A 14,557-nucleotide genomic window follows, 5' to 3' on the forward strand; every position below is an offset into this window, starting at 1 on the left:
ACTTATTTTGATTCTAGTAATTCATATAACCTTCTTACTAAAACACTCCAATTGTAGTTTTCTTCTGCATATTTCATAATGCTTTCTTTAGGGGGTAAGCAAGTATTTCCATCTATAACATTTTGAAGAATGAATGATAGTTCTTGGGAATTTCCTATCGGAAACAGTCTACCAAACTCTTCATTATTGGTGATATCTATTGCACAGACTAAATCACTAGAAACAATAAAGCAACCATTTTTAATTGCTTCTGTAAATACTAAAGGAAAACCTTCATATCTTGAAGTTAAAACAAATACTTTAGACTTTTGATAATATTCCTCCAATTGATCTCTATCACTTACACTTCCTAAAAAGTATACGTTTTGTTTTAAAGATGGATTTGATAAAAAGAATTCATCAACAATTGGAATAAAATCTTCTTCAATAGGTCCTATTATTACTATTTTCCAATCTAAAAGATTGATATTTTTAATAGCATCCAATAAAACTTCAGTATTTTTCTGATAAGATCCTATCCTTCCCACTGTTAATAAAATATTTTCTTTTTCAACAGGTGGGTTAGAAGGTTTAGTATTAATAAAACCATTAGTTAAATACTTCGTATTAAAATATGATCCATTATTTAAAAAATCATTAATTTTTTTTGTCTCAGCTGTAAACAATGCTGTATAATTATACAACTTTTTCTTAAAACTATTAACAAACGTTTTCCTAGTAACATCACTTTGAAAAATGGATTCATCCAAATCCAATTTAAAGTAAAATTTTAGCCTGTTAAAAGATAGTATTTTAAATAAAAAACAAATGAAAATTTTCTTGAAAGAAGGATGGAACATCATTACATAATCCATCTTCCTAAAATTGGAAAACAAAAAAAGAAAAACATTAAAATCATTATTCTTAAAGATTCTTTTTATTGGTTTATAATTTAAACCTTTTACCTCATTTTTTAAATAGGGCAAATTTTCAGCTTTTTCATAGAAAGAGATGTAGGAATCATAGTAGCCTTCTTTTTGTAACACATAGGGAATCATTCCAACATCTTTTATCAGGTGTACATTTTCTCCCATAGGAAATATACAATGAAATCTCTTTCTTCCCATACTATTTTTTTTGAATTAGTGAAGTAATTTTTCTCGTTTTTTTCATTATTGGTTCTTCTATTTTTCTAAGATAAAATAACAAATAGAAATCAAAATTGGATTTAAAGCATCTATGCTCATTTTTAATGATTTAATGTTTATTTTTTATTTTACTCTTGATTGTTTTGAGAGCTATCTTTCGTTCTTCAATTTTTAAAACTATACTTAATCCAAATGCAGAAATACTTAATAAAAGTCCCATACAAGCCATTTTTAGAAGGGAGTTATCAATAATAATATATTTCCCTGCACAAAACATGATTATGCTAAGTACTAATATGAATAAAATATACTTAAATAATTCTAGCTTCAATTCTCTTTTGAAAGGATATTCTCTGCTCATTAGGAAAGCAAAAAAAATATGAGCAACAGCTATTGATATTGGAAAAGTATAAATCCCTAAGAGTGGTCTGCAAAAGAAATTAAGCACCACAACGAGAATTTGTGTCAGCATTCCCATTAATGCATAAATTTTGTGTTTTTCAGATGCCAATAAACTCATTCCAAACAAGATATATGAGAATAAACCAATTAATGCAACAGCATATAAAACTGTCATTTCCGAAATGGCTGTAAGCTGTTCTTGAGAAATACTTCCTTTATCATAAAGAAAATCTACTACTGCAGATGCCCCCCCCATTAGAAAACCAATAATTAACCCTATTAATAAAATACCTAACCGAAAAACCTTTTTAAACTCAATATTAAAATTTTCTTTTTCAGAGCGTATATAGTATTTAGACAATGTTGGAACAACAATAGTGGTTACAACACTTAAAATTATACTATACAATAACATTGGTACACGATTAGAGAAATCTAAAATAGAAACTGATCCCGTGCCTAATTCTGCGGCAAATATTTTTTCTAATAATGTATTTATTTGTCCAAAAAAATAGGGTAAAAAAAATGGAATAGCAAAAAGAAAAAACATCTTAAATCCATCAAATTTAAAATTCCAACGGTACTTAAAAAGTGGAATCTTTTTTCTGTAAAAATAAAATAGAATAAAAAATATTAGTAATAATGTTGAAATATAATAAGATATTGCTAATGCATATATTCCGAATTGATTAACAAATAGCATTAGTAAAACTATATTCAATATATTTGAAAAAAAGCTTGATATTTCTGCAACAAAAAAGATTTCATAAGCATTTAAAATACTTATTCCAATTTGCATTAATTGATTGAATAATAATGCTGGTGCTATATAAACGAGCATCTTTTGGAGAATTCCCAATTGACTTTCATTGTAATCGGGCGCAATAATTTGAGCAAAAAATGCATTAAATAATACAATGATTACTATCCCCAAAACCGAGAAACAAATAAAATAAAATAAAAGAGACTGAGTTTTACGGATAGCATACTCGTCATTTTCTTTTTCTTTAAGGAAAACAAATTTTGTTCGAAATGTTTCATTTATTGGCCCCCAAATAGCAAGATCCAGAGTTGTAATCGTTGCAAAAGCAAGTAACCAAATGTCTTTATCTATACTGACTCCAAAGTAACGTGCCGTAAGAGACAACAGCAGTAAATTAATGGGTATTTTGAGTATTTTTAAAAAAAACAAAATACTAATTTGCTTTCTCATCTTATATATATATACATTAATGAATTAGCAAAACTATTGCATAATAGTGGGTAAATTCTCGTAAATCCGCTTCACATCCTGAGATTTTTCTCTTTTCAAAACTAAAATAGCATCTTCAGTAACCACTAAAATACTTTTTTTAATTCCTAGAAACTCTGTATGTATATTGCTTCCAATAACCATGTTACCAAGTTCATCCGTGGGGTGCCCATTATTCTTTAAATAATAATAAAGAGACTCAAAAGATCCCATATCTGACCATTTAAAATTTGATTTTACTACTTTAAGGCGATCAGTCTTTTCCATTACTGCATAATCCACAGATATAGAAGGGATATCCATACTCTGTTCAATAGGTAATTTATCACCTATTCTTGCATTAAAAGCAATCTCGGACATTGTATAAACCTCAGGTTGATATTTTTTAAGCTCTTCTAAAAAAATCCCAGCCTTAAAACAAAACATCCCTGAATTCCATAAAAAATTACCTTTTAATAAAAACTCTTGGGCAGTTTCCAAATTCGGTTTTTCTCGAAACCCTAATACATTATTACCTTCTATTTGAATATACCCAAAGCCCGTTTCCGGTTTAGTGGGGACTAAACCAAATGTAACAATCGAGTCCTGTTTCGCCAGATTAATTGCTTCCTTAACAGATCTTGCATATTCATCTTCATCTTCTATTAAATGATCAGATGGTGTAATAAGTAAGATATCATCCTTATCAGCTGAAAATGCAGCAAAAGCTATAGCAGCTGCGGTATTTCTCGGTGAGGCTTCTACTATTTGTTGATATTGTTGTATATCAATTTTTTGTAATGCTTCTGAAGACAATTCGAAATTATCAGTATTTCCTATTACAGTTAAACTATCACATAGGCTAGTATTTCTAATTGCTGTTAACTGAAAAAGAGATTTTTCACCAAAAATATTCAGATACTGCTTAGGCTTGCGTTTTCTGGATAGAGGCCAAAGTCTACTACCTACTCCTCCAGAAAGTATTATATTAATAATTTTAGTCATTCCAATCTACAATTTCTCTTTAATTTTTTCAAACCAAGTTTTTTCTTTAGCTGAATAACCGTAGCCATATTTATTTCCATATCCATAATTGTGTTTATCTACATCATTAAGTACAAATCCGACGTTCTTAATTTTGTTGTTATCAATATTACTATTGGCAAACTCAATAAGAGATTTTTCGGTATATTTAGATCTTGTAACGTATAATATAGCATCAGCTAAATCTACAAATAAGAAAGTATCCGTCACTAATAATAAAGGAGCAGTATCTATAACAATATAATCATATTTATCCCTCAAATTATCTAATAACTTTTCATATCTTCCATTACTTAGTAAATCTGTTGGATTTGGCGGAATCATTCCTGAATAAATCACGTCACAGTATGGATTAAATGAAGTAACATGTATTATATCTTCTAATTTAGTTTGATCTGAATATAAATACTCCGTCAAACCAGTTAGACCTCTTCTAGAAGTATTATATCGTTGCAACTGAGGGTTTCTTATATCTGAACCTATAATAATCACTTTCTTATTAGGCGTCGCTAAAGTCAAAGCTAAATTAACAGAAACGAAAGTTTTTCCTTCACCCTTAACTGTAGAAGTAACAAAAACAACTTTTCCCTTTTCTTTTTTAGGTAATAAAAAGTTGACATTCGTAATTAAAATACGAAAGGCTTCTGCCATTGGTGAAAGGTCGTTAACTTGTACAATATCTGGTTCTCCTTTTAAAATACTTGGTAATTCTCCTAGCACAGGAGCATGAGAAAGTTTTTCTAAATCATGCTTACTTTTAACTTTATTATTAAATATTTCTTTAAGGTAAATAAGAATGACAGGTAAAAATAACCCTACTAATAGTGAACCTAATAGGAAAATCATTTTTTTAGGTGCTACAGGCCCAGGTGATGCATAAGCATAATCTATAATTCTAGCTTTATTTGCTGTAACTGCCAATGAAATTGCAATTTCTTCTCTTTTTTGTAATAGAAGTAAATATAAATTCTCTTTTATTTGTTGCTGTCTCTCAATGCTTCTAAACATCTTTTCCTGTGCAGGAATTTTAGTGATTTTAGAACTTATATTATCCTGTTCACCCTGATATTGATTTTTAGCTAATTGTAATCCTGTTCTATTTTTCAATAGACTTTCCATAACAGAACCTCTTAAAGAAGATATCTGCTTATTAAGATCAATTATTATAGGATTCTGAGGAGTAGCATTTTCAAGTAATCTATTTCTCTCTAAAACAAGCTGATTATAAGTTGTTATATTAGCAGAGGCAGTAGTACTATTTAACCCTACATTAGAAGGTAATACCTGGGTATTATTTTGCCTTCCCATAAAATCAATTAAAGCATTAGTAAGCTCAAGTTGCGATTCTAACTCAATTTGTTTTGATCTAGCCTCAGCTGATGTTTGAAGACTTATTTTAGCCTCTGTGGACAAATCGGTAATTTGATTGCTTGATTTGAAATGTTCTTTTTCATTTTCAACTTGTCCCAGTTCCTTTGATATAAGATTTATTCTATCATCAATAAAATCTTTAGTTTTTTGAGACTCTGAATTTTTATCACTAATAGCATCATTATTATATGCCTTTACTAAAGTATTTACAATATCCTTAGCTTTATTTACATTTGGGTAATTTAATGATAAATTTATAACTGTTGCTTCTTTATTAATTAAACCTACATTTAATATATTCTGTAAATAATTAACAGTACCTTCTATAGTAGAATAGGTAAAATACATATTACTTACATCTCCAGCTTTAGATTTATTATACATCGGATTTTTGATGATCAATAAATTTGCATAAGGTAAGTTGATTGTTTTATTAAATTGTGTTTTAATTTCCGAAAAACTATCACTTGTTAAAACAATATTTTGGCCAGAAATTTTAATGGCTACAGGTGTTATTTTATTTGCATAATCCTTTTCGTTAATAACTTGGATAAGTATAGGTGATGTATCTTTATAGAGTTCATCTTGATTTAATTTGGATTTCGCATATATTGAAGTCTGTAAATTATTCTGCTTTACAACCTCATACATTAGTTTTTTAGACTTGAAAATTTCTATTTCATTATCAATACTATTCGTCCCCATTCCTCCCAAACCAGATAAGTCTTGTAGAACGCCAAACTCACCTACCCCTACAGTAGGAGTTTTTTTAGCATCTTTAATAAGAACTGATGACTGAATATTATATATAGGTGTAACAAACTTTAAATAAAAGTAAGTTGCAACTAAGCATATAATAGGTACAATAATAAACCACATCCAATTTCTTAAATAGGGTTTAATTATCTCCTGAATATTAATTTCTTTTTCTGATCCTTCAATAACTGGATTATCCATTATTTAGTTTTAAATTTTACAATTTGTTCTGTTATCAATTCAACAACAAATATCAATTAGTTTTTTATTAGAGTCTTGCATCTACTAAGCTTCTATCAATACAAGCTTTAGTATCAAAAATAACACTATCTTCTTTTTTTAGTTTTTCAAAATCTAATGTGAGAAACTCTTTATGAGATACTGCAATGATAATAGAATCATACTTTTTATCCTTCACAAGTTGATCAAGAATATCAACTCCATATTCCTCTCTCACTTCTAGCTTATTCGCCCATGGATCAAAAATATCTACTTCAATTCCATAGTCTACTAATTCATTATAAATATCAATTACTTTTGTATTTCTAACGTCTGGGCAGTTTTCTTTAAAAGTTACTCCAAGAATTAAAGCTTGTGAATTTTTAATAATATTACTTTTGGCTATTAACAATTTTACAACTTTCGAAGCTATAAATTTCGCAATAGAATCATTTACTCTACGACCAGATAAAATGACATCTGGATGGTATCCCAACTGTTCAGCTTTATGAGCTAAATAATAGGGATCTACGGAGATACAATGCCCTCCTACTAAACCTGGTTTATATTTTAAGAAATTATACTTTGTTCCCGCTGCTTCGAGAACATCATTCGTATCAATTCCCATCCTATCGAATATTAAAGCTAACTCATTAACAAAAGAAATATTTACATCTCTTTGTGCATTTTCTATTGCTTTAGAAGCCTCAGCAACCTTTATGCTAGGAGCTTTATGAGTTCCAGCTGTAATAATTTTTTTATATAGGTTATCTACTTCATTTGCTATTTCATTTGTAGATCCTGACGTCACTTTTTTTACACTTGTTAAAGTGTTTACTTTATCTCCGGGATTAATTCTTTCGGGTGAATATCCTACGTAAAAGTCTTTATTAAATTGTAGTCCAGAATATTTCTCTAAAATAGGAACACATTCTTCTTCAGTACAACCTGGAAACACAGTAGATTCATAGATAACAATATCTCCTTTCTTAATAATTTCTGCCAACATTTTTGAGGCAGAAGTAAGAGGTCCTAAATCTGGTGCATTATACTTATCTATAGGTGTAGGAACTGTTATTATAAAAATATTACATTCAGATATTTCAGCAAGCATTGAAGTGGCCTTATAACCTATACTGCCTTCAGATTCTTTATATCGACTCAGGGATACATTCAGTTTTTCTAGATCAGCTTCTAAAGTGCTATCTTCAGCATTATTCAATTCTTCAACACGATCAGTATTAATATCATATCCTAAAACTGAATAATACTTAGCAAACTCTAAAGATAAAGGCAGACCTACATAACCTTGACCAATAATGGCTATTTTATATAATTTTTTTTCATTCATTTCAATAGTCAATATCGCTTTTATAAATACAATTTCAAAAAGATAATGAGATAATTATTCATTGAACTTTTATTTCTTGATTAAACTAATCACAAGTGCTGCGGCTGTTAAAGCAATTGAAGCGGCTGTTAAATAAAGCCCTGTATTCGGATTTTGCTTAGATGAAACATCTTTTACTTTATTGGCAGCAATGATAATTGCATCTCCTTGCTTTAAATGATAAAAAGGAGAATTTATAAGATTAGCATCCTGCAAATTAATTTTCCCATGAGTTACAATGCCATTTTCAGTTCTTATTATTAAAACATCATCTCTTTTACCAAACATCGTTAAATCTCCTGCCATCCCCAATGCATTCAATATCGTTCCTTGACCATTAGATATTATATAATCTCCTTGTCTGTTGACCTCACCTAATATTGTAATTTTAAAGTTAGCAAGCCTTACATTTATTGTAGGGTTGATAACGTACTGAGATACTTTTGATCTAATTAACTCCTTAAACTCGGGAAGGGTCTTATCTTTTGTATTAAGTTTTCCTAATACAGGGAAATCTATATACCCTTCAGAATCTACTATATAAGTAGGTCCGGAAACACTTAAAGTCCCCTGACCAGGGGTATTCCCTCCTGCATAAGCATTAGCTTGAATTATTTCAGACGAAGAATAATTCTGATTAAATGGCTTTACAACATCCATATCTTTAGCAGTTATAAGAATAACCAACTGATCACCATTCTGAATCGTAGAACTTGAATTTTTTGTAGATGACTCAATTGCAACATTTTCTATATTCTGCATATAATTCAAATCATTTTTTGCATCTTGCTTAACTCTACAAGAAACCAATGCCAACGCACAAAATATAACTAAAATTTTACCCTTCATATCTTAAAATTGTACAAATATACATTTATATTTTTTCTATTTATCTAAAACCTCGTAGACAGAATTATTACTCCTAAATTCAGGAACAATTGTCTTCAAAATTCTTACTACATCTACTTTATCTCTTCTTAAAGATGCCTTGGTGATTAAGTTAACTAATGCTTCTATATCCGAAAATTCCATTGTTGGGTCTTTAGATATCATAATTTTCTCATTGTGAGTAGGAAGTGTTTTTGCATTATCACTTAATAGCTCTTCATATAATTTTTCACCAGGTCTTAATCCCGTATAAATTATTTTAATATCAATTTCAGGTTCGAAACCAGATAATTTTATCATTCTTTTTGCTAAATCCAATATTTTGACAGGTTCTCCCATATCAAATACAAAGATTTCACCTCCTTGCCCCATTGTCCCGGCTTGTAAAACCAATTCACATGCCTCAGGAATAGTCATAAAATACCTTACAATATCAGGATGAGTGATGGTAACTGGACCTCCCGCTTCAATTTGTTTTTTAAAATGAGGAATAACAGATCCGTTAGACCCTAAAACATTTCCAAATCTAGTTGTAATAAATTTGGTAACATTACCTTCAACATTTTGTAAAGATTGTACAAATAACTCTGATGCCCTTTTAGAAGCCCCCATCACATTCGTAGGATTTACGGCTTTATCAGTGGAGACCATTACAAACCTGTTCACTTTGTACTTACTTGATAACGTTGAAATATTTTTCGATCCTAAAATATTGACTAAAATAGCTTCATGAGGATTTTCTTCCACTAAAGGAACGTGCTTATAAGCCGCTGCATGATAAACCATTGAAAAGTTATATAGCTGAAACAAAGGCTCAATCCTATGCCTATTAGAAATATCAGCCAAAACAAACTTAAATCTGATATGAGGAAATTTCTCCTTCATTTCTAATTCTATATCGTACAAGGGGGTTTCAGCCTGATCTAATACAACAATTAAAGATGGATCAAATTGCGCTACTTGTCTAACAATTTCACTGCCAATAGAACCAGCACCACCGGTCACTAATACATTTTTATTATAGTGCCTACTCTTAATCTCTTCATTTTCAATTTTGATAGGTCTTCTATTAAGTAAATCTTCAATTTGAAGATTTCTGATAGAAACTCCTAAATCATTGTCTCTCAGTTTTTGTACAGATGGCGCTTTAAAAATATTTAAATCTTTTTCCAAAAATAAATTCACCCATGAATTCATTTCGTCTTTAGACATCATCTCTTTAACAATAATCACACCATCTATTATAAGATCTTCTTTTGAATTTTCTTCAATTCTTTTCTTTTCATAAATAGGTTTTCCTAGTAATGAAGCTCTTTTAGAATCGGTTCTCTGTGTTAGAAACCCTACTACCTGATATGGCAAACTAGGATTATCTAAAATAGCTCTAGCAATAGCAATAGACTGTTCATCAATTCCCAACACCAAAATTCTTTTCTTTAAAGCACTTCTTCGGTATTCTCTAACGATATGAAAAAATTCTTTCACATATAATCTAAAGAGAAATAATCCCATAAAGGATATAATAAAATATAGGATAAGATAAGGAGTAAGGATAAATTTCTCGCCGGTAGTCCAAAAATAAACAATATTGATTGCCGCTACAACGAACATTGTGCAAAAGCACGAGATCAATAATTTAAATAAATCAATAAATGTTGAATGTCTTATAATTCCTGCATAAGTCTTAAAAAGATACATGAATATAACATTTACCCCAATAATCGAAAGAAAAACAGTCCTTTCATTATCATGATAAATAAATTCTTTTATACTGATTTTTTCAATAATATAAGTAGAAAGGAATAATGATATAACCAGAATAATAATATCTATAACAAGAATTATCCATCTGGGAAGATATCTTACATCCGAGAGATTGACAATATTATCTCCTCCAAATATTTTGTTTCTAAGAGAATTGTACATTGTCGTTATTTGTGTTCATATTTAATAAGATGTAAAACCTGATATTCATTAGTAATAATTTACTAGCATTCTTGCAAAATTAAAGAAAATTTTATCTATGCTTACTATTAAAAAAATAAATTTAGTTTTTTAAGTTTACATAAAACCTCAGTAATCCTATTTTTGCAATTATCAGTAAGGTTAGTTCCTGACGGCAAACACAAACGTTTTGCAAAAATTATACCAGAAAAATCACTTCCAAAAAAATATATTTATTATATAAAGGCTGTAAATGGATAGGATTCCATAAATATCTGGTTTCTATATTATTTTGCGAAAAAAAATCTTTCACATTTTCTTTTGATAAAATACAATCATCTATCAAAACTGTATTCAACCAATAGTTAGAATAAAAATCTTCATTTATGGCCGAAAACAGATTTACACCGTCTATATCTTTAAAAATTTGTTGATAAAAATCATGATTTTTCTGGCTTTTTTTCACCCCATTTCCCAAGACTTTCATCTGTAAACTACCTATTCAAGCGGAAATATTATTCATTCTATAGTTATATCCAACTTCAGTTTCCTCTCATGTGGCAAAGCGAAAGCCAAATTTTTTCTTCTTTCAACCTTTATTTTATGTTTACTCAAAAATATCATTTATTTTCTCATATTCAAAACCTTTGCCCATCAAATATTTAATAGTTTTTGCTTTTTTTTGGTATTCCTTTATACCCAGTTGTTTAGAATAATAATCTTCAAACATTTTTTTCAATGTTTTTTCGTAATCGGGTTCATAAATTTCATCAAAACATATACTAATAAGTTTTTCTGAAATTTGTTTCTGTTTCAGATTCATTTTGATCTTATTTCTTCCCCAATGCTTTATATAAAACTTCCCTCGAATGTAACTTCGGGTAAATCTTTCTTCATTTAAATAGTTTTCTTTCAAAAGATAAAGAATAATCTCATCTTTAGCTTCATCAATCAACATAAACTCACGCATTTTCTGCTCTACTTCTGCATGACAACGATCCTGATAAACACAATAGTTTACCAGTTTCAGCTTGATCTCATCAAAAGTGAAAGATTTCTTTTCCATAGCTATAAAAAAAGAATGAGCATAAGCCCATTCTTTATATTTTAAATTCGGTAAAAATTAGTAGTTAAACAAAGCTTTACCTTCCATTAATTCGTTTACTTTTTTTCTTACAGAAGTAAGAACCTCTTCATTTTTAATATTATCAACAACATCAGAAATTAATTCTGAAATTGTTTCCATATCGTTTTCTTTCAATCCTCTTGTTGTGATCGCAGCAGTTCCCAATCTGATTCCAGAAGTTGTGAATGGTGACTTATCGTCAAAAGGAACCATGTTTTTATTACACGTAATATCAGCTTTTACAAGTGCCTTTTCAGTTTCTTTACCGTTTACGCCTTTATTTCTAAGGTCTACCAACATTAAGTGATTATCCGTTCCTCCACTTACAATATCAAAACCTTTGCTTACCATTGCTTTTGCTAAAGCCTGAGCATTAGATTTTACTTGTTTAGCATACGTTTCAAACTGAACATCCAATGCCTCACCGAAAGCGATTGCTTTACCAGCAATAACGTGCTCTAATGGACCTCCCTGAATTCCTGGGAAAACAGCTCCATCCAATACTTGGCTCATCATTTTAGTTTCTCCTTTTGGAGTTTTGTGACCATATGTATTTTCAAAATCTTTACCCATCATGATCATTCCTCCTCTTGGACCTCTTAACGTCTTGTGAGTTGTTGTTGTTACCACGTGGCAATGTGCAAATGGAGAATTTAATAATCCTTTTGCAACCAATCCTGCAGGATGAGCGATATCAGCCCAAAGTGTAGCTCCAATCTCATCTGCAACCTCTCTGAATTTAGCATAATCTAAATCTCTTGAATACGCAGAGAAACCAGCGATCAACATTTTTGGTCTTTCTCTTAAAGCAACTTCTCTCATTTGATCATAATCAATCAATCCAGTTTCTTGTTGAACTCCGTAAGAAACTACGTTATATTGAATTCCTGAGAAGTTAACTGCAGAACCGTGAGTAAGGTGACCTCCCATTGAAAGATCCATTCCCATGATTTTGTCTCCAGGTTTCAAAACTGCCAAGTAAATTGCTGCATTAGCCTGAGAACCAGAATGCGGCTGAACATTTACATAATCAACTCCGAAAAGCTCTTTTGCTCTATCGATCGCCAATGTTTCAACCTCATCTACTACTTCACACCCTCCGTAATATCTTTTACCCGGGTATCCTTCTGCATATTTATTAGTCAATACGCTTCCCATTGCTTTCATTACATTTTCAGAAACAAAGTTTTCTGATGCAATCAACTCTAATCCATGGGATTGTCTTTGTCTTTCTTTTTCAATAAGGTCGAAAATAATGTCCATTTACTTTTAGATTTTGAAATTTTTCACCCCAAATATACGGATTTTTAGACAAGATTTTACCATCCTGGATTATGATTTTTGGACTAAAATTTTAAATATTATTCATTGATTTACCCAACATTCGTTTCTAATTTCATATTAGTTTATACCTTTCTTTAAGATATAGACTGACTTTTACCAATAAAATTAAGACAGGAACTTCAACTAAAGGACCAATTACCCCGACAAAAGCTTGAGCCGAATGAATTCCAAATACAGCAATACTAACCGCAATAGCCAATTCAAAATTATTTCCTGTTGCAGTAAAAGCTATTGAAACATTTTTATCGTAAGGAACTTTCAAAAATTTATTGATGAAAAAGCTGATGAAAAACATCAATACAAAATAAATCATCAATGGGATAGCAACTTTCACAGCGTCCATTGGTAATTCTATGATTTTATCGCCTTTTAAACTAAACATCAACACAATGGTAAATAATAACGCATATAAGGTAATGGGCGAAATTACAGGAATGAATTTTCGGTTATACCACTCTTTTCCTTTTGACCTTGTGAGAAAATATCGAGTTAAAAAGCCTGCTAAGAAAGGAATTCCTAAGTAAATCAACACACTTTCCGTTACATCCTTAATTGAAACAGAAACATTAAAATTACCCAAACCTAACTTTTGTGGAAGTACATTAATAAATAGCCAAACCAAAAAACTATAGGATATGATTTGAAAAATACTATTCAAAGCAATTAACAAAGCAGCATATTCTCTGTTTCCTTTTGCCAGATCGTTCCAAACAATTACCATCGCAATACATCTTGCTAAGCCAATTAAAATTAATCCTATCATAAAGTCAGGTTCATTTCTAAGGAAAATAACAGCAAGAACAAACATTAAAACAGGACCAACAATCCAGTTTAATATCAGCGAAATAGATATCACTTTTTTATCTTTAAAAACTTGTGGTAATAATGAATAATCTACTTTTGCTAACGGAGGATACATCATTAAAATCAACCCAATCGCTAAAGGTATATTGGTTGTGCCTGCAGAAAGTGAGTTGGTAATGATAGCAATGGAAGGAACAAAATATCCCAATCCTACTCCGATAAGCATTGCCAGAAAAATCCAAAGGGTTAGATATCTATCAAGAAATTTTAATTCAGTTTTCATTTTTACTTATTTTAGAAAAAACATAAAACATTTCAGTCGCTATCTGCAGACTTCTTTCTTCGTATATTTCATTTTGCTCAGACGTGTTATCTGCTATTTTTGGATCTTCAAATGTAATAGGAATACGTTTTTCTGCTCCCGGAATAAAAGGACAACCTCCATCTGCTTGTGAACACGTCATAATCGCGGCAAAATCACTAACCGGATTAAAAACATCATCATACTTTTTAGAAAACCCAATAATAGGTAAAGCGTTTTCAGCATATTTTATGGCATAAACTGGATTTTCATTTTCACTTAATTTCCAACTCTCAAATCCTGCATTTGCCAAGATTTCTATGACTTTAGGAAATAAAGCTGTTGCTTCCGTTCCTCCGGAATAGCAGTTTACATTTAGAATATTAAAATGTGACGATGCCGTTTGTGCCCAAATCTGCGCCAGATGGCTTCTGCGTGAGTTATGAGTGCAAATAAAATTGATGTTAATTGCTTTCTGATACCTTACCTTTTCCTGTATAAAATCGATCAATGATTGTAAGATAATTTTTCTTTCTTCATTGATTTCTTTAGTAAGAATTTCTTCTATATATTTTGATAGCTTAGCATTCATATCCGTTATTTTAAAAGA

Annotated in this window: 12 protein-coding genes; all 12 read right to left on the reverse strand. The window is 30.2% G+C overall.

Annotated elements, in window-relative coordinates:
- Nucleotides 1-2: 2 nt before the first annotated feature.
- The 12 genes from BUB80_RS05045 to BUB80_RS05100 all read right to left on the reverse strand — a co-directional run bounded on the left by BUB80_RS05045 (nucleotide 3) and on the right by BUB80_RS05100 (nucleotide 14,539).
- The gene (locus BUB80_RS05045) at nucleotides 3-1,106 is read right to left on the reverse strand and encodes a glycosyltransferase (RefSeq protein ID WP_083547059.1); all 1,104 of its coding nucleotides are present in this window, start codon (nucleotides 1,104-1,106) and stop codon (nucleotides 3-5) included.
- Nucleotides 1,107-1,236: 130 nt separating this feature from the next.
- Nucleotides 1,237-2,742 (reverse strand): murein biosynthesis integral membrane protein MurJ, encoded by a 1,506-nt coding sequence (gene murJ / locus BUB80_RS05050; protein WP_073291531.1) that lies wholly within the window; start codon nucleotides 2,740-2,742, stop codon nucleotides 1,237-1,239.
- A gap of 33 nt (nucleotides 2,743-2,775) precedes the next feature.
- Complete coding sequence (locus tag BUB80_RS05055; protein ID WP_073291533.1) at nucleotides 2,776-3,765, reverse strand: mannose-1-phosphate guanylyltransferase; 990 nt, start codon at nucleotides 3,763-3,765, stop codon at nucleotides 2,776-2,778.
- A 6-nt stretch (nucleotides 3,766-3,771) separates the two neighbouring features.
- Nucleotides 3,772-6,132, reverse strand: coding sequence for a GumC family protein (locus BUB80_RS05060; RefSeq protein ID WP_073291534.1), 2,361 nt, complete (start codon nucleotides 6,130-6,132; stop codon nucleotides 3,772-3,774).
- A gap of 67 nt (nucleotides 6,133-6,199) precedes the next feature.
- The gene (locus BUB80_RS05065) at nucleotides 6,200-7,501 is read right to left on the reverse strand and encodes a nucleotide sugar dehydrogenase (RefSeq protein ID WP_073291536.1); all 1,302 of its coding nucleotides are present in this window, start codon (nucleotides 7,499-7,501) and stop codon (nucleotides 6,200-6,202) included.
- Nucleotides 7,502-7,570: 69 nt separating this feature from the next.
- Complete coding sequence (locus BUB80_RS05070) at nucleotides 7,571-8,389, reverse strand: polysaccharide biosynthesis/export family protein (protein WP_073291538.1); 819 nt, start codon at nucleotides 8,387-8,389, stop codon at nucleotides 7,571-7,573.
- Between the two features lie 36 nt (nucleotides 8,390-8,425).
- Nucleotides 8,426-10,354, reverse strand: coding sequence for a polysaccharide biosynthesis protein (locus tag BUB80_RS05075; protein WP_073291540.1), 1,929 nt, complete (start codon nucleotides 10,352-10,354; stop codon nucleotides 8,426-8,428).
- A gap of 217 nt (nucleotides 10,355-10,571) precedes the next feature.
- Nucleotides 10,572-10,874 carry a DegT/DnrJ/EryC1/StrS family aminotransferase gene (locus BUB80_RS24055; protein ID WP_394334053.1) on the reverse strand — a complete coding sequence of 101 codons (303 nt, stop codon included), beginning with the start codon at nucleotides 10,872-10,874 and terminating at the stop codon, nucleotides 10,572-10,574.
- A gap of 105 nt (nucleotides 10,875-10,979) precedes the next feature.
- Entirely contained in the window at nucleotides 10,980-11,438 is a 459-nt protein-coding gene (locus BUB80_RS05085; RefSeq protein ID WP_083547061.1) for a regulatory protein RecX, read from the reverse strand.
- 57 nt (nucleotides 11,439-11,495) lie between these two features.
- Nucleotides 11,496-12,761, reverse strand: a complete 1,266-nt coding sequence (gene glyA, locus BUB80_RS05090) for a serine hydroxymethyltransferase (RefSeq protein ID WP_073291545.1) — start codon at nucleotides 12,759-12,761, stop codon at nucleotides 11,496-11,498.
- A 133-nt stretch (nucleotides 12,762-12,894) separates the two neighbouring features.
- Nucleotides 12,895-13,929 carry an ACR3 family arsenite efflux transporter gene (gene arsB, locus BUB80_RS05095; protein WP_073291546.1) on the reverse strand — a complete coding sequence of 345 codons (1,035 nt, stop codon included), beginning with the start codon at nucleotides 13,927-13,929 and terminating at the stop codon, nucleotides 12,895-12,897.
- Complete coding sequence (locus tag BUB80_RS05100) at nucleotides 13,919-14,539, reverse strand: arsenate-mycothiol transferase ArsC (protein ID WP_073291548.1); 621 nt, start codon at nucleotides 14,537-14,539, stop codon at nucleotides 13,919-13,921. Before BUB80_RS05100 ends, arsB begins: the two co-directional genes overlap by 11 nt.
- Nucleotides 14,540-14,557 lie beyond the last annotated feature (18 nt).

It is taken from the genome of Chryseobacterium polytrichastri, from assembly GCF_900142445.1.
Taxonomy (GTDB): domain Bacteria; phylum Bacteroidota; class Bacteroidia; order Flavobacteriales; family Weeksellaceae; genus Chryseobacterium; species Chryseobacterium polytrichastri.